This is a genomic window from Rummeliibacillus sp. TYF005 (genome assembly GCF_003844195.1).
In the GTDB taxonomy this organism is placed as follows: Bacteria; Bacillota; Bacilli; order Bacillales_A; family Planococcaceae; genus Rummeliibacillus.
Genome location: NZ_ML122554.1, coordinates 1 through 18022 on the forward strand (window position 1 = coordinate 1; position 18022 = coordinate 18022).

Consider the following 18022-nt stretch of genomic DNA (forward strand, 5'->3'; position numbering starts at 1 on the left):
TTGGTGGAGCCTAGCGGGATCGAACCGCTGACCTCCTGCGTGCAAGGCAGGCGCTCTCCCAGCTGAGCTAAGGCCCCAAAAAATTATTGTATAAAAGCTTTATATCACACTTTAAATATTTCAATATAATAATAAACTATTTATAGAGATGGTGCCGAGGACCGGAATCGAACCGGTACGGTAGTCACCTACCGCAGGATTTTAAGTCCTGTGCGTCTGCCAGTTCCGCCACCCCGGCATCTCTTATGGAGCGGAAGACGGGGTTCGAACCCGCGACCCCCACCTTGGCAAGGTGATGTTCTACCACTGAACTACTTCCGCTTAATGACAAGATTTATTATATATTATATTTTTTAAGAAGGCAATACTTTTTTGAAAAAATATTTTAATTTATTTTTATTATAGTAATAGATATTTTGAAACAATCTTTTTAAATCAGAAAAAATATATCATTATTCTTCTTCATCTATGTCCGGCCAAGGGAAATCATTTTCATAATACACTTCTTTTAATCGATTTAAATCAAATCTCCACTTTTCAATAGCATTTGCATATCTTTTTTTGTCTTCTTCTCTTCCTAACTTTAGCCTAATTCTTTTATTTAGTTCATTTACAGTTTCTTGTAAGCTATGTTCATTCAAATACTTTTGTAAAGATTTCCACCTTTGTTCGTCTGTACGATTTGTTATTTGATATCCATAATTACGTAACTCGCTATAATTTGGGTGACGATAAATATAATCTTCAGGCTTAATATAAGTTTCTTTTACATAAAGATTATTGAAATGTTCAATTTTAATATTAAATATTTTGTTCAAAACTTTTTTAATCATCTCTGTTTTAAATAAATCAATACATGCTTCTTTATTACGAAAAATTTCAACAATAGATTGTAGAATACTAATATCCTTTTTTATCGAATATAGTTTATACAAACTGTAGATTTTTCTAGAATAATAAATTCGTTCACTATTAAAATATTTTTGAAACCTATCATACTTCTTAAATTGTTCGATTTTATCGTAATATATTATGTATAGAAAAATGTTCAATGCATCTTCATCAATATAATTATATAAGCATTCTGAATGTATCAGTTTTTCTAATAAATCATCAATTGGATCGATCAATTTTTCAGAATGATATACAATTAAAATTTTCCTAATATCCGATAGTTGAGCATTTAGGAATAATTGGTTGAAAACATCATAATTCTTTTTAAGTTCTCTTTTAATAGTCCTTTTTTGATAGTAATCCATAAAAGTAAAGGCATTACAGATAACATGAATAAATTCTCTTATATACTTAGTTATTTTTTCTTCATGCATTGCTAACTTAAGCAATTCTTTTAACAGTTCGATCTGTTTATCATTTTCCAGTTCATCTTCGCATAGTAAGATGGTGAGGATTCCTGTAACGCTTGACCTACTTAATTTTTTATCGAGCTTCTTTAACAGCATTTCTCGATCATTATTTAACTCAAGATTTATTTTTTTCAGGGTTTTAATCGTTACAAGTAAAGCTTCTTTTTCCTTCTGCATTTCCTCCATTTGATGCTTCTTATGTTCAGTTTCTAGTTCAAGGTTTTTGATTCTTTCTTTAAAAAAATCATCCATCTCCCATAATCCTTGTTTTAATTGAAATGTCAACGATTCGAATAAAGTTTCTTTTGTTTTCATCAAGTCACCTCATTACAAATGATTGAGTAATACAAAAATATGGTTACAATCTTTATTCGACATAATAATTGTTTTTCCCTTTTATTTTTTAGATTTAACCTATTTTAAGTTACTATTCGAAGTCATATTATAAAAACAGCGCTGTTCTTTTTAAACAGCGCTGTGAAAGTTATTAGCGTACTACAACTGCATATTTCAATGCGTTATAGGCACGTTCAAATTCGTATTTATTGACCCAATATTCTCCTTTATTATTTGGATCTATTACTTTATATCGTTTTGTCTTGCTACTATAGCCTGCTAGTGTCATAACGTGAAGATTATCAACCATTTTCACTTTTTTCCCTGCAGCACCCATATTCCATTTTGTCCATATAGGTTTTGAGAAATCTAAAGTGACATATACTACAATTGGATTTCCTGCAGATAATTCTTGGCGTAATTTCTTTGTAGAAGCCCCCGTAATATTTTTAACAGAACTACTATACTTCTTACCATAATTCGCTAAAGGCTTAGGGAAAATAGATTGAAATACGCCATTAATCGAATAATAAGGAGATCCTGCAAATCCTTTATAAGGATTACGCTTTGTTTTCGGCATGTTGTTTAAAAATTTTTTATAACTAGTTTTTTTAGCATATCCTTTAAATTGCAAGGCTTGTAGCAAACTTGCTCCTTCGCATCCAAACGGGGCATAAATCGGTTTTAACTGATTGATATAGGGAACCTTTAATGAAATGGCTTTACTATCTCCGCTTGTTTTATAGATGATTTTTTTCGTCAATAGAGTACCTGAAATCCAACCATATGAAGAACCAATCTTTATCTTATACCAATATGTATTTTGAGAATTTTGCTTACGAACAATTGGTTTTATGGTTGTCCCTTTCTTAAGTGTTTTTAATATTTTATGATTTGTTCCAATCCCATTGCGTACATTACCATTTGCCTTTAACATATATTGGCTTGATACAGACTCTTCAACTGAAGCTGCTTGTGCAGATATAGGTTTTATAAAATCTGTGACAAAGGTCGTTGCCATTAGCGTTGTACTCAATGCGACAACGGTAAGTACTCTTTTGTATTTTCTAGTTGTGATATTAAACACTGTAAACCAACTTTCTATTTAAAACTCTATTATTTAATAAAAGAAGTGGAATCAACTTCTTTCTAAATCTCATTTTGAAATCTCTTTTGTATAAAGAAAAGAGTGCCATTGATTCCACTTCTATCATTTAATTTATTAGATATAGTTCTATTTAAATCTATCTATTTCCTTTTTCAACTTCATATTTTGTAATCCAGTCACTAAAACTACCTGTGTATAGTTGGACATTTTTATAGTCCATTTCTTTTAACATCGCAAAAAGTGGAGATGCAGTTACTCCACTACCGCAATACACCGTAATAGGATCATTTTTCGATACTACGTTTAAAATAGTATCATTAGGAGCGAGATAACCGTGTTGCTTTAGTTGTTCCCAATCATAATTTAATGCCCCTGGAATGTGACCAGCTACTTTATCGATTGGCTCTTCTTCTCCTCTATAGCGGATATTCGATCTTGCATCTAGTAAAGTACGTTTCACTTTTCCATCTACAATTTCTTTTACCCCATTTCGGTCTATATAAAGTTGCTCTTGCCAATCAATTTTTAGATGTGTTGGCTCAATTACTTTGCTTTCGTTTGTAGTATTAAATCCAGCTTTGACTAATACATCATAGCCTTCTTGAACAACTTTAACATTCGTAAATCCACCATATTGCAACATCCACCATGCTCTTGTAGCAAATGGAGCGCCACCTTGATCGTATACTAAAATATCTTGATCTTGTTGTAGACCACTTTGCTCAAATAATTTTTTAAGTTGTTCTTTACCCGGCATTGGGTGTCTTCCTGCATCCTTTGTCATATCAGATAAATCTTCAACCAAATCCCAATATACAGCATTTTCAATATGACTCTCTTTATACAAAGTTTGTCCTTCAGACGTATCTTGTAAGTTGAAGCGTGCATCAATCCATTTATACTCATGTTGTTTAGCTAGTTCAATATCTTTTACTGAAATAAATACATTCCCCATCAATTTTCCACTCCATCCATTAATGATTCATATATTGCTTTCCATTCATCTAGTTTGCTACTTTCATGAAGTAAAGATTTTTCAATTTCGATTTGTTCTATAGCTTGTTTACTAATGTATAAACGTAATTCTTCAGCTTCTTTTGTAATGACATCTTCTGACCATTTTTTCATTCGTTCAGATTGTTCATCAAGATATGATTTTGCAGCTGGTTTTGTTAACTCTTCAAGAGCTTCTCGTAATTTCATATTATCACCTTTTTCAAAGAAGGCCTTGTTATTCTTGTAATATGATTTTACAGATTCATATGGTTTCGTAGATGTAAACGGACCTGTAAATTCTAATATTTGAGGTTCCTCTACTTCAAATGGCATAAATGAGAAGCTTGCGTTTAGATCTTTCAATTGCTTTGTATCATAGACATAGCGCTCTTGAATTTTTTTCAAAATAAATTTAGCTAAGCGGAAATTTGTAACACGCATTTCTTGTTCAAAGTCAAAGCTTAAACTTGCTAATACTTCTTTCAAGGCTAGTCCTAATGCGATAGACGATGCTTTAGAAGCAAATGTTGTAGGATTATAACCTTCTTTAAAGAAATCAGGATAACGATAATAAACACGTTGTAAAACAAAGTACACTAGCTCACTTAACTCTTGCAATGTATCTTTTCCAATTGTTTGTGCTGCTGAATTTGTAAAACGAGTATGAATATATTGCTCTAATTTTGCTAATTCTACTAATCGTTCATCTTTACGTTTTAAATTTTCTTCTGTTTGCTGGATCAACAATCGTAACCGCTCTTGGGCTTTTTCCGTTTCTTCGACTAAAGCTTGTACAGCAAGTGCTGTCAATTCTTCAGATAAAAACTGATGGAAGTTTTCTTCAAATAGAGGCATTCCTGAACTCAAATTGTTTTTTTCTACTTTTTCTTGCAATGCTAGTAAACTTGAAACACCAAATAATCTTGGTTTACGTATACCAAATCGTTGTAATTCTTGTTTAACATAAGTTTTAACATCTTCTGCTTCCTCTTCAGTTGCAGCAAGATCAATCGCATTGACAACGAAGAACATCTTATCAAGTTCAAAGGCATCTTTTACACGGCCTAACTGAATTAAAAATTCACGGTCAGCTTTTGCAAATGCATGGTTGTAATATGTGATAAACAATATGGCATCTGCATTACGAATATATTCAAATGCTACCCCTGTATGGCGTGCATTGATGGAGTCTGCTCCTGGGGTATCTACTAAAGTAACTCCCATACGTGTAAGTTCACAATCAAAATAGAAATCGATTGTATCAACGAAACAGCTTCTATTTTCCTGAGCAACGAATTTTTCAAACTCTTCACGGTTTGTACGAATGGTATTGCCTAATTGTTCCTTAAATCCAGGATATCCTTCTTTAAATGCACGGATAAATGATTTATGGACATGTAATCGTTCGTCTTCTAATTTCTTCATTAATGCCTCATCAGCTTTATCGTAAGCAATCTCTAGTGATGAAACTTGAATACCAATTGCTTCATAGCTTGCAATGATATCTTCTTGTAATTGTTCAGCTGTTTTCAAGTGTACATCAGCTGTTTCATGCGGATGTTCAGGTGTAACAGGACGAATTTTATTGATCGCAGCAGTTGTTGGATTTGGTGATACAGGCAATACCTTTTGGCCCATCAAAGCATTTGAGAAAGAAGATTTCCCTGCACTAAAAGCGCCAAATAATGCAATTGTAAAATCTTTTTTCTCTAATCGCTGCACTTTATTTTTTAAATAATTAGCTACTTCTGAAAATCCATGTATTGGAGATACGGCATTAGCTGTTCTTACAGCATTTTGAAGAGCGGTCGCTGTATGAACTGACACGCCTTTTTCACTTTGTTCTTCATCTATACCTTCTAAATCTGATTCTTCTTCTTTTACTAACATAGATGGATCAAATTTACGCATGTTATCGTAGGCCTCTTCATGTTCTTTTGACCAATTAGAAACAAATCGATCTGCTTCTGGATTTACAGTCTCGAATGATACTGTTTTTTGGATTTCAAAATATCTTTGTTGTTGTTCAATTGCTTCTGCAGCTACGATAATCTCTACTTTTTCTTTTAATAATGCACATTTTTTCTTTAATGGTTCTACAGTTGCCATTGATAATTCTTTAATATACTCTGCTTTTTCAAATTTCCAATCGTCTGTATTTTGCTTGTACCATCTTTTAGTTGCATCAGCTACTCGTTTTGCAAAGTTTAATAATGCATCACCTTTAATACCAGAGTCTAACCTTACTTGCTCCTCTATTAAACTCATTGGTGGTGTCAATGCTAGTTCATCAATTTCTAGAGAAGTTTCATCGGATAACGCATTCACAACTTTCAAGGAGTTCTTCATCAATGCTCGCAAATGGCCTGAAATTTGAGAAGCAGTAATAGAACAATATAATTCGTAAAGGCTTTCTTTACGCGCTAATTTTTCTGCTTGTGTTTTCTTTCCTGCAAAAAAAGTACCTACTTTGAAGTTAGGTTGAATACTCTCTAAATATAATTCTAGTTTTTCACGTAACTCGAATGGTACGATTGCAGCTTCAGCATTATCTAAAAGTTCATCACGTTTTAGATCAAAACTATGTTGCCAATTTGTAGATGAATAAAGTTTTAACTGATTCAAAACAGTGTCGTATTCTTCTCTGATTTCTTTATGATTTTTCCATTCTTCATTTGAAAGCTTATCTATATTGTTTTCTAATAATTCTTGTTTGTTTGTTTTCAAATAACTTTCATGCTCTATGTGGAGCTGTTGCAACGTTTTTCCAGCTACGTTCAACAAATTTTCTTGCCAACCATTCATACTATTCATCACAATTTCTTTTACTTGTTTGAAATCATTATGAATATTTGATGGATCTCGCAGTGAAGTAAAGAAGATACCTTTTGGATTTACGCCCCAATTTGCAAAAGAAGTGTAAACAGATTGTGAAAAGTCATCAAAGGATAGCTCATTTTCTTTGTGTTTATCGATTTGGTTTACGATTAGGAAAACATTTGGATTATATTTCATTAGATTTTTTGTGAATTGGAAATTCAACTCAGATTGCACATGATTGTAATCCATTACATAAAAGACAATATCAGCCAAGTGTAAAGCTGATTCAGTTGACATCCTGTGTGCATCATCAGTTGAATCGACTCCAGGTGTGTCCATTACAGTAATTCCTTCAGGTAAAACTGAATCTTCGTGTCCAATCTCTATTTGAGAAACAAGTGCTCCATTTTTCGCAAATTCCTTTACTGTCCGAATATCATAATTTTCATCGAACAATACAGGATCTTGGTCCGTTAAATACGCAATGGCATAATCTTTATCAGATTTATGTACTTTTACAACATTGGCGCTTGTAGGGATTGGACTTGATGGTAAAAGTTCTTCTCCTGTTAATGCATTAATCATACTTGATTTACCAGCAGAAAAATGTCCAGCAAATGCAATCATATATTCCTTATTTAAAAGCTTCTCAGCAAATAATTTTGTCTTTAGTAATCGCTCTTGATCTTCATTTTTTTGATAAATTAAGTATTGAACTGCTGTCTGTTTTAAAAGTTTTTGTAATTGCTGTTCGAAATCTTTCATAACGTTCATTTACCCCTTTAATAAGTGATAAATTCATTCTACCATGCAAATGCAAAAAAAATCCCCCTATTTAATAGAAGGATTAGAGAAATTATTTTAAATGTGCGGTTGTTTGATTAAAAACATGTTTTCCAATAGCCCCATAGATCAATAATGTAGCACCAATAAATGCATAAACCACTTTCACCGCTCCTTTTTATAATTATTCTTATTTTAAATTCATTGTTGAATATGAAAATCATTCTCAATTGATTGATTTAATCATAATAAATATTTTAAAATTCGTCAAGGTTTGCTATTAAATTTTTTGTTAGCATGATAATATAATTAAAAGGTCACATTAAAAAGGAGATAACAATGAGCACATCGGAGCAAATAAAAGCTATTTTGAATAGTACAATTCTTTCACTAAAAGCTGTACTACCTAAAGAAGTTCATGTTTCATCTCCCGCCATTACTTCTGACCCTTATCAACAATCCGAAATCGGTGTATTAATAGGAATGGTTGGAGATATTAAGGGACGCATTATCATTGACTCTACAACAACTACATTTAGTGCAATTGGCGAAGCGATGTTTGGCATGCAACTTGATGGAGAAATGTTAGAATCATTTACTGGTGAATTTGGAAATATGGTTGCCGGAAATCTTTGTACATATGTTGCTGAACAAAATTTAGAACTAGATATTACACCGCCTACAGTAATGGTGGGCAATACAAAACTTGTCGGCTTTAAACACGCTTTTAAACTTCCTGTAAATGCTGATGGTATAGGCGATTTAACTGTTTTATTGACAGTCGATCCTATTGAATAGCATATGCAGTCCAAAATTATTCATAACATGATCTATATATATTTCAAAAGAAAGTTGAAATATACGAAATTTAAATCTATTGAAAATGGGAAATTGCTTTCACGATGCAGTTTTCCATTTTTTTATATTGAAACTTGAAAATACAATCGCACAATAACAGAAAATGATAGCTACAATTTAGAAAAAAACAAGCCATGGAAATTTCATTACGTAAAATTCCGGTGGCTTGTTATAGGTATTTTGTTCTAAAACATTCTACTATTGTGCTTTTAATAAAAAATTTTCAAATTATTTTACGCATGAAAATTAGTGCCATCCGTTGTAGCTTTAATAATACCCTTGCGTACTACAAAATCTCCGAAATGTTCTCCGTCTTCCCGTTCTTTTGCAAATTGATTTAATAATGGTTTTAACTCCGTTAAAATTTCTGCCTCACCTATATTCTCACGATACATTTTACTTAAGCGATCACCTGTGAAGGATGCTCCCAAATACATATTATATTTCCCCGGTCCCTTGCCGATAAAACCAATTTCAGCAAGCGCTGCACGTGAGCAACCATTAGGACAGCCTGACATACGAATAACAATTTCCTCATCATGTAACCCTGCTGCATCAATAATTTCTTCGATTTTGGTTATAAGCGATGGTAAATAGCGTTCCGCTTCAGCCATTGCAAGTCCACATGTAGGAAGCGAAGTACATGCTATAGAATTTCTGCGAAGTGCTGAATAATGCTTACCATCCGTTAAATGATAGCGTTCGATCAGTGATTGAATTTTTCGCTTACTTTGAGGCGAAATATTGGAAATCATTACATTTTGGTTTGGCGTCATACGAAATTCACCTTTATGCACTTTAGCAATTTCTCTAAGGCCTGTCATAAGTGGATAATCTTCTGTATCCTTAATACGACCATTTTGGATAAACAACGTATAATGCCATTTTCCATCATTTCCTTTTATCCAGCCATATTCATCACCAGTTCTAGTGAAATGGAATTCTCTCGTTTCTTCTAATTCAAAGCCGGTTCGACGTGTTAACTCTTCTTTAAACCAATCAATTCCTACACGATCGATTGTATATTTGAAGCGCGCGTTTTTTCGGTTTGAGCGGTTCCCATAATCACGTTGAATTGTGACAATTTTTTCTGCTGTTATTAATAACTTTTCCTTAGGAACAAATCCGATTAAACGTCCAAGTTGTGGATACGTGGATTCCTCACCATGTGTCATCCCCATACCGCCGCCTACTGCAATGTTAAACCCAACTAAATGTCCATTTTCTTCAATTGCAATAATTCCAATATCTTGTGAAAAAACATCTACATCATTACTTGGTGGAATTGCTAAGCCTATTTTAAATTTACGAGGTAAATAATGCTCTCCATAGATTGGCTCTACATCCTCCGTTTGAGGTGTATCGAGAACTTTTTCACCATCTAACCAAATTTCATGATATGCCTTCGTGTGTGGAAGTAAATGTTCACTAAGTTTCACTGACCATTCATATACTTCTTGATGAAAAGCAGATTGATGTGGATTCACATTACTCATTACATTTCTATTTACGTCTCCACATGCAGCTAGAGAATCTAGTAAAACAGAATTCATTTTTTGCATATAGGCTTTAACATTCCATTTCAAAATGCCATGAATTTGAAATGTCTGGCGAGTTGTCACTTTTAACGTATTATTACCATAAGTATTGGCCATTTCATCCATCATTAACCATTGTTCGGGTGTAGCAACTCCTCCAGGTACTCGAACTCGAACCATAAATTGATAAGATGGCTCAAGCTTTTTACGCTGACGTATTAACCGTTCATCACGGTTATCTTGCATATAGCTACCATGGAACTTTATAAGCTGCTGATCAGATTCTGGAATCTTCCCCGATAAAGGCTCTTTGAAAGATTGGGCTATTGTACCTCTTAAGTAATTACTATCTTCTTTATATTTTTCATTTACACTTGGTGTGCCCTTTGATGCTTCAATTTTTCCAGTCATGAATCTGCCCCCTTTAGTAAACATCACGTTGGTATCTTTTTTCTTTTTGTAATTCAGTTAGCTTCTTTTCAGCTTCTTCAAGGGACACCTTTCCTTGTTGCTGAATAATTTGAATAAGTGTGTTGTGTACATCTTTAGCCATCGATTTTTCATCGCCACATATATAAATAACTGCTCCATTTTCTATCCATGCGTAAACTTCTTCTGCATTCTCAAGTAAACGGTGCTGAACATATATTTTTTCTTCATGATCTCGAGAAAAAGCTACATCCATTTTCGTCAATGTTCCCTCTTCTAAATAGCGAAGCCATTCAACTTGATAAAGAAAATCTGTAAGGAAGTGCTGTTCACCAAAGAACAACCACGAATCTCCCGCATCCTGCTCTGCTCTTTCTTCAATAAATGATCGGAAAGGCGCAACACCTGTACCTGCTCCAATCATGATAATCGGTGTTTTGGCATCTGGAAGCTTAAAGTTTGGATTTTCTTGGACAAAAATTGAAACTGTATCTCCAATTTCTAGTTGATCTGCAATCTCACCTGAGGCAACTCCAATTCGCTTGTGATCATGTGCAGTATAAGAAACTTTACCTATTAACAATGAAACTTCATCTGGATTTGCTGTATAACTAGATGCAATACTATAAAGTCTAGCTGGAATTGGACGTAGTATATCAACAAGATCCTGTGGTGATCCTGTAAAATTATAATCTTTGAATAAGTCAGCTAAGTAGCGCCCTTCCTTGTACTCCTTCCATTTCCCATTTAAAAGATCCTCCGCACCGTTCGTATAAGGTGCAAGCTTTTCAATCAATGGTTTTGTAAGAACTGTAATTTCAACGGAATTTTTTAACACTTCTTTAATTGGCAATGTTTCTTTTTTGTATTGAACAAATTCATCGCCACTCAAACCTGCTGTTTCGATCAACTCATCGACAACTGACTGATGATTATGTGGGAAAATTCCTATGCTATCACCCGGTTGCCATTTGATATCTGACTCTTCTAATGAGAGCTCTAGATGATACGTTTCTTTGTTGGAACCATCCATGTTTAAGTTGATTTTTTCTATTATTTCTGCCTGATAAGGATGTTTTTTTGAATAATTAGATTCATTCGTATTTTGTGTAGCTGATGGAGTTATGTCTCTTACAGGTACAAGCTTCTGTGACAATGATTTAAACCACTGCTCAGCTGATTCTTCATAATCTAAATCACAATCTACGCGCTCTATAATTTGCTGTGCGCCAAGTTCCTTAAGTCTCAGATCGAAGTCTGCACCTGTTTTACAGAACCATTCATAAGAACTATCTCCAAGTGCAAGAACAGCGTAATGCAAATCTGGAAGCTTCGGAGCCCGTTTACTATGTAAAAATTCATAAAAGGCTATTGCATTATCTGGTGCATCTCCCTCACCATGAGTGCTCGTAATGATCAATAAATTATCCAGTTTCTTTAAATTTCTCACTTTAAAATCAAGCATCGAAGAAACTTCAACTTCAACAGACTGTTCTTCTAGTAAAGCACCGAGTTTCTCAGCTAGTTTTTGGCAATTCCCTGTTTGCGAACCATATAAAATTGTTGCTGTTACTGTTTGCTGTGAAACTGGAATCTCTAACTCTTCTTTAATATTTACCTCAACTTGTTGTGCCGCACTTAAATAGCCATTTAGCCAAATCTTCTGCTTTTCCGTTAAATTTGGTAACAATTCATTTAATAATTGAACTTGCTTTTCTGTAAATGGACTATTAATCACTTGTAATGTCATTTCTTCACCTCTTCTATATTAACTTGCACAGGATGTATGTAATCCTTTTATAGCCTCTCTTGTACGTTCTACTAAAACATCAAGTACTAAATCACCATAACCAAGACTATTACATACCGTCACAACCTCTATTCCCTCTAATTCTTTTTCTATATGCTTTCTAAGGAGTCCCTGGAATAATAGATATGGGACGATAAACAACGGTTTATCTGGTGAATTGGTCATTTTTTCTACAACATTACTAAATGAAGGTCCATTTCCATATAAAAAAGCAATGTTGACATGACGAAAACCATATCTTAGTTTAAAGCGTGTAGCAATTTCCAAAAAATCTCGAACAACTGATGGATCACTGCTACCCCTACCAATGAGCAGTATCTCTGCATCAGAAGTTATTTCAGTTGTTTGTTCTTCTATACGCTCATAAATTTGGGCAATTAATTTTTGATGGATTCCGAAAGGTTTACCATAAGAAAAAACAATATGTGGATATTTTATTTGTAATGGTTTAACTATTTCTGGAATATCCTTTTTTGCATGATTTGCAGTAAGTAACAAAATAGGAATAAGCGCAATTTGAGTTGCACCTTTGTTAATACAGTACTCGATTGTTTGCTCAATCGATGGTTTTACTAATTCTAAAAAACAAATTTCTTGTAATGGTATTGCAATATGTTTTTTAGCCCGTTCAACAAAAGCCTTAGCCTCTTCAATGCCTTCCTGAACACGAGTACCATGTGCAATATAAATAACTGCCTGCATATAGTTCCCTCCTAGAGAGCTATTGATTCAGAGAAATTTTTACTATTGTCCTTTTGTTCCTGAATCCATTGTATTTTTTCATGTAGTTTGACAACGTCACCTACAACAATCATTGAAGGGTTCGCAATATTGGATTCTTGTACTATAGTTTCAATGGATTCTAGAGTTCCCGTTACTGTTTGCTGTTTGTCATAGGTACCCCAATGTATTAGTGCAACAGGAGTCTCTTTTGCACGTCCAAACTTTAGAAGTTGTGATACGATATATGGCAAATTTTTCACCCCCATATAAATAGCAAGTGTTTCGATATGAACGAGCGCTTCCCATTTTAAATTGTCATCCTTATCTTTTTGCCGATGACCGGTTACAATAGCAAAACTTGAACTTAGTTCACGATGCGTTACTGGAATACCTGCATAGGCTGGTGCAGCAATACCTGATGTAATACCAGGTACAATTTCAAATGGAATTTCCTTATTGGCAAGTACTTCAGCTTCCTCTGCACCTCTTCCGAAAACGAAAGGATCACCACCCTTTAAGCGAGTAACTGTCTTCCCTTCCATTGCAAATCGTACTAGAGACTCATTTATACTTTCCTGAATCATTGCATGACGGTTCGGAAGCTTACCGCAAAATATAAGCTCTGCTCCAGATTTTGCATAATTTAATAACTCCTGATTTACTAATCGATCATATAGAATAACGTCTGCCTCTTTTATGCAGCGAAGGCCTTTCACCGTGATAAGCTCGATATCGCCTGGCCCTGCGCCAACAATGTATACTTTCCCCATGTCATCACCTCTATGATGTAGAATTTTAGTTTTAAAAAAAGGCACCCAGCTATAAAAACCTCCACAGCAATTCTGTGAAAGATTCATATAGCTGAATGCCTCTAGTTGTCTAGTCGGCTATCCTAGTCTCTTATTTTATGTTTTGTATTCTTATGAAATCGTTGTTTTTCAACTCGATTGATCTGTACAATCACACCATCTTGAATCGTAATTTGTACTTCTCCGAATTGAATACCTTCAATAGCTTTCTCAATGGCTTTTAACTTTTCCTGCTTAGTTAATGGCATTTGCTTCCCCCTCGCCCAAATACTTAGTAAACTAATAGGTTTTATGAATTTTATATTAATCTTGTAATTATTCATTGTCAATGTTTTTTACAAAATTTTTTCAATTTTGAAAGTAAAGCCACCTAGCTTATAGCTAGGTGGCTCAGATGTTCGACTAATCCACTAGTTGATGTTTAGTTCTTTTAATAACTGCTGTACACATTCCTCTAAAGAGTATTTTTCTGTATCTAGTATAATTTCTGGATCAATAGGTGCTTCATAAGGTGCTGAAATACCTGTAAAGTTTTGTATTTCTCCTGCTTTAGCTTTTTTATACAAGCCCTTTGGATCACGCTTTTCACATTCCTCTACCGATGCCTTTACATATACCTCGATAAATTCGCCATCTTCTACTAATTGTCGAACGACTTCTCTGTCTTGTCGATAAGGAGAAATAAAGGCTGTACAGACGATTTGTCCTGCATCTATAAATAATTTTGCAACCTCTCCAATTCTACGAATATTTTCCTTACGACTTTCTTCATCAAATCCTAGATCCTTATTTAAACCATGCCTAATATTATCACCATCGAGTACATAAATCTCTTTACCACGATTGAAGACCTGACGAGCAAAAGCATTAGCAATGGTTGATTTGCCCGATGCCGAAAGACCTGTAAACCATAGAATCACACTTTTTTGGCCACTCTTCTTCTGACGTTCTTCTTTTGTAACTGATGCCTCATGCCACACAATATTTTTTGTCATCTAGCACTCCCCCTATGCTTTCGCCTTTTCTTTCATACCTTTAATAAGCACTTCGACAACTTCTTTACGACTAAAGGTTGCTGGTGGTACCTCTCCATTTCGAAGCATTTCACGGACTTTAGTGCCAGATAGAATAATATGATGTGCATGATCATGAGGACATGTCTTAGTTGTGGCCATTCCTTCACATGCTGTGCAATAGAAACTATGTTCAAATTTAAGAGGCTGAATGCCTAACTCCTCTGTTGTAAATTGATCAAAGATTTTTTGCGCATCATAAGTTCCATAATAATCACCTACACCTGCATGATCGCGGCCAACGATGAAATGTGTGCATCCATAGTTTTTACGAACAAGAGCATGGAATATTGCCTCCCTTGGCCCTGCATATCGCATAGCTGCTGGGAAAATACCTAAATGAACACGATTTTGAGGATAATAATTTTCAAGTAATACTTGATAACTTTCCATCCGCACTTCTGCAGAGATATCGTCAGATTTTGTTTCCCCTACTAATGGATTTAAAAATAGACCATCAATGGTTTCTAACGCAGCCTTTTGGATATATTCATGTGCACGATGAACAGGATTTCTAGTTTGGAAACCAACGATTGTATTCCAACCTTTTTCATCAAAAATAGCCCTTGTTTCAGCGGGTGTAAATGTATATTCTTCAAACTCAGGTTTTTGTCTATGAACTAAAGTAACTTCTCCTCCAACATAAGTATTTGGTCGTGAGTAAAGTTTTGCGACACCTGGATGCGCTGCATCATTTGTACCATAGACATTCTTTGCTTCTAATTGTTTATCTGGTATATAAATAGAAGATACCTTAATGACTCCATAAGTAACTCCATCTTTTTCTAGTTTTACCTTATCGCCTATTTCTATATTAACCAGTTCTTTATCTATAACAGGTAAAGTAATGGGTATACTCCAAACCGTTCCATCAGCAAGTCGTAAACGTTCAACAACAGAAGTATAATCCTCCTCATTAAAGAACCCCGTAATTGGACTATATCCCCCAATACCTATAAGCTCCAAATCACTCAAAGCAATTGCATCAAGTGTAATCGATTTACTAATCGAAGAAGTTTTTAATGATGGATTGTAACGTGATATCAAAGTACCTCCATGTGGTGCATTTGTCATATTTAGTTCCTCCTCCAGTTAGCTGTGTAGGCCACATTCTGTTTTTCCTGTATTTTGCCAACGACCTGACCGTAAATCTTCAGCTGTCCAAGCGGGCTTCGTACATTTTTCACACCCTATACTTGGATAACCCTGATCATGTAAAACGTTGTATGGTAAATTATGTTTAGCCACATATCTCCAAACATCTTTCCATGTCCAATAAATAAGTGGGCAAATTTTAACTGCCTTAAATTTTGAATCTTTATTAAAATACTCAGTATTTGCTCGTGTTGGACTTTGTTCTCTTCGTAGTCCAGATATCCAAGCTGTTGCATGCGATAATTCCTCGAATAATGGATCAATCTTTCGAATTCTGCAGCACTCATTTGGATTGGTTTCCCAAAGTTTTTCGCCAAATTGAGAAGCTTGTTCTTCGAGTGAAAGACTTGGCTGCTTCAGTTCAATTCGAAGATTTGGATGTTTTTCTTTCACCTTTTTAATCGTGTCGTATGTTTCCTGAAAATGAAGATTCGTATCTAAAAAAACAATACGTGCATCGGGTTTTACTTTTGTAATGAGATCAATAAGTACAATCCCCTCAATCCCAAAGCTACATCCATATACAAGTTTGTCATTATAAGTGTCAAAGCTCCATTTTAACACTTCAAGTGCTCCTTTATATTGTGGATCTAGTTCTATTGATGGAATCTTTGATTCTTCAAATGTTTCAAAAGTAAGCATTTATTGTCCTCCTTCCATAAAAAAAGACGCTCTAATGGCTAAAACCATTAAAAGCGCCTCCAGTTGTCTGGTCAGCTTCATATGTAGTTAATTCACAAATAAGTGAATTGGTTCGAAGTATAAATCATATATAACCAACCTGTCAACTAGTATTCTAAGAATGCAGAAAATAATAATTATTTTTTAATTCATAGTTGACTAATTGGAAATACGTGTTTTAATATTACATAAAGTGAAACTTCCATCAGTGAGAGGTGCTTCATCCCTCACTGATGGTTAGTTGAACCAATCGGGCTTTTACGGGCAGTTATCCCCCACCTATCTTTCTCATTTATCTCTCAATCTTGAGGTGGGGGGACTTACTGCCCGTTAATGCGGGATAAAGCAAAGTGAGCTGATCAGACAAACTGAAGGCTACATTCAATGACAAGGTAAAAATCATTGAATGTAGCCTTTTTATTTTTTCAGCTGCTCATCAAAATCTGATGCTGTAAAAACATTAAATCTTAAAGGAGTGAAAAAATTATGAAGAAAACAAAAAAATTAGCTGCATTTTTAGCTGCAAGTTCATTAGCAATGGTGATTAGTGGATGCTCTAGTTCGGAACAAAACAGTTCAGGTAGTACAACAAACAAATCTATAAATCTACTTAATGTTTCATATGATCCAACAAGAGAATTATATGAAGAGTTCAACAAATCCTTTATTAAAGAGTGGAAAGATGAAACTGGACAGACAGTGAAAATTCAGCAATCACATGGTGGTTCAGGAAAACAAGGAAGAGCTGTAATAGATGGATTAAAAGCAGATGTTGTAACACTAGCACTTGCTTACGATATCGATGAAATTGCAGCAAATCGAAATCTGATCAACAAGGACTGGCAAGAAGAATTACCGGATCATTCCTCTCCTTACACATCAACGATTGTATTTCTTGTTCGGAAAGGAAATCCCAAAAGTATTCATGACTGGAATGATCTTGTAAAGAAAGGTGTATCAGTTATTACACCAAATCCAAAAACATCTGGTGGAGCTCGTTGGAATTATTTAGCTGCATGGGGCTATGCTGATCGTAAATATCAAGGTGATCAGGCGAAAATAAAAGACTTCATGAAAAAGCTTTATAACAACGTTGAGGTACTTGACTCAGGTGCGCGTGGTTCAACTACAACATTTACCGAGCGACAAATTGGAGATGTATTAATCGCATGGGAAAATGAGGCCTATCTATCTCTTAAAGAACTAGGTGAAGATAAATTTGAAATTATTACTCCATCATTAAGTATTCTAGCAGAACCACCTGTAGCAGTTGTTGATAAAAATGCAAAAGCAAAAGGCACTGAAAAAGTAGCGAAAGCTTATTTAGAATATTTGTATACAGATGAAGGACAAGAAATTGCTGCCAAAAATTATTATCGACCACGTAATGAGAAAATCCTTGAAAAATATAAAGATCATTTTCCAAATCTCGACCTAATTAAAATTGATGATTTTGGAGGCTGGCAAAAGGCACAAAAAGAACATTTCAGCGATGGTGGTACTTTTGATTCCATTTATACACCTAAGAATTAGTAAGGA

The 18022-nt window shown here is 34.5% G+C and carries 14 protein-coding genes and 3 tRNA genes; 2 read left to right on the forward strand and 15 right to left on the reverse strand.

Going from position 1 to position 18022, the window contains the following annotated elements; all coding sequences use genetic code 11:
* Position 1: 1 nt before the first annotated feature.
* The 7 genes from CW357_RS08695 to CW357_RS08725 all read right to left on the reverse strand — a co-directional run bounded on the left by CW357_RS08695 (position 2) and on the right by CW357_RS08725 (position 7389).
* Positions 2 to 77 (reverse strand) — tRNA-Ala (locus CW357_RS08695).
* A gap of 72 nt (positions 78 to 149) precedes the next feature.
* Positions 150 to 238: transfer RNA gene (locus CW357_RS08700), tRNA-Leu, on the reverse strand.
* 8 nt (positions 239 to 246) lie between these two features.
* Positions 247 to 321: transfer RNA gene (locus CW357_RS08705), tRNA-Gly, on the reverse strand.
* Between the two features lie 131 nt (positions 322 to 452).
* The gene (locus CW357_RS08710; RefSeq protein WP_124217824.1) at positions 453 to 1679 is read right to left on the reverse strand and encodes a hypothetical protein; all 1227 of its coding nucleotides are present in this window, start codon (positions 1677 to 1679) and stop codon (positions 453 to 455) included.
* Positions 1680 to 1851: 172 nt separating this feature from the next.
* On the reverse strand, positions 1852 to 2787 hold the full coding sequence (locus tag CW357_RS08715) for a C39 family peptidase (RefSeq protein WP_124217825.1): 936 nt from the start codon (positions 2785 to 2787) through the stop codon (positions 1852 to 1854).
* A 157-nt stretch (positions 2788 to 2944) separates the two neighbouring features.
* A complete protein-coding gene (locus CW357_RS08720; protein WP_119415344.1) occupies positions 2945 to 3763 on the reverse strand; it encodes a sulfurtransferase in 819 nt (272 codons plus the stop codon).
* Positions 3763 to 7389: a dynamin family protein gene (locus CW357_RS08725; protein ID WP_124217844.1), complete on the reverse strand. Its 3627-nt coding sequence runs from the start codon at positions 7387 to 7389 to the stop codon at positions 3763 to 3765. Before CW357_RS08725 ends, CW357_RS08720 begins: the two co-directional genes overlap by 1 nt.
* 357 nt (positions 7390 to 7746) lie before the next feature.
* Between CW357_RS08725 and CW357_RS08730 the strand changes: the two genes are divergently transcribed.
* Positions 7747 to 8205, forward strand: a complete 459-nt coding sequence (locus tag CW357_RS08730; protein ID WP_119415346.1) for a chemotaxis protein CheX — start codon at positions 7747 to 7749, stop codon at positions 8203 to 8205.
* Between the two features lie 293 nt (positions 8206 to 8498).
* On the opposite strand, the gene cysI is transcribed toward CW357_RS08730, so the two are convergent.
* The 8 genes from cysI to CW357_RS08770 form a co-directional block, all read right to left on the reverse strand.
* A complete protein-coding gene (gene cysI / locus CW357_RS08735) occupies positions 8499 to 10214 on the reverse strand; it encodes an assimilatory sulfite reductase (NADPH) hemoprotein subunit (protein ID WP_119415347.1) in 1716 nt (571 codons plus the stop codon).
* A gap of 13 nt (positions 10215 to 10227) precedes the next feature.
* Positions 10228 to 11982 (reverse strand): assimilatory sulfite reductase (NADPH) flavoprotein subunit, encoded by a 1755-nt coding sequence (locus tag CW357_RS08740; RefSeq protein WP_124217826.1) that lies wholly within the window; start codon positions 11980 to 11982, stop codon positions 10228 to 10230.
* A gap of 18 nt (positions 11983 to 12000) precedes the next feature.
* Complete coding sequence (locus CW357_RS08745) at positions 12001 to 12744, reverse strand: sirohydrochlorin chelatase (protein ID WP_124217827.1); 744 nt, start codon at positions 12742 to 12744, stop codon at positions 12001 to 12003.
* An 11-nt stretch (positions 12745 to 12755) separates the two neighbouring features.
* Positions 12756 to 13535: a uroporphyrinogen-III C-methyltransferase gene (gene cobA, locus CW357_RS08750; protein WP_124217828.1), complete on the reverse strand. Its 780-nt coding sequence runs from the start codon at positions 13533 to 13535 to the stop codon at positions 12756 to 12758.
* 122 nt (positions 13536 to 13657) lie between these two features.
* Entirely contained in the window at positions 13658 to 13822 is a 165-nt protein-coding gene (locus CW357_RS08755) for a YezD family protein (RefSeq protein ID WP_119415351.1), read from the reverse strand.
* Positions 13823 to 13984: 162 nt separating this feature from the next.
* On the reverse strand, positions 13985 to 14569 hold the full coding sequence (cysC, locus tag CW357_RS08760) for an adenylyl-sulfate kinase (RefSeq protein WP_124217829.1): 585 nt from the start codon (positions 14567 to 14569) through the stop codon (positions 13985 to 13987).
* Between the two features lie 12 nt (positions 14570 to 14581).
* Entirely contained in the window at positions 14582 to 15721 is a 1140-nt protein-coding gene (gene sat / locus CW357_RS08765; RefSeq protein ID WP_119415353.1) for a sulfate adenylyltransferase, read from the reverse strand.
* An 18-nt stretch (positions 15722 to 15739) separates the two neighbouring features.
* Positions 15740 to 16444 (reverse strand): phosphoadenylyl-sulfate reductase, encoded by a 705-nt coding sequence (locus CW357_RS08770; RefSeq protein WP_124217830.1) that lies wholly within the window; start codon positions 16442 to 16444, stop codon positions 15740 to 15742.
* 525 nt (positions 16445 to 16969) lie between these two features.
* Here CW357_RS08770 and CW357_RS08775 point away from each other — a divergent pair.
* The gene (locus CW357_RS08775; protein ID WP_119415355.1) at positions 16970 to 18016 is read left to right on the forward strand and encodes a sulfate ABC transporter substrate-binding protein; all 1047 of its coding nucleotides are present in this window, start codon (positions 16970 to 16972) and stop codon (positions 18014 to 18016) included.
* Positions 18017 to 18022: the final 6 nt, after the last annotated feature.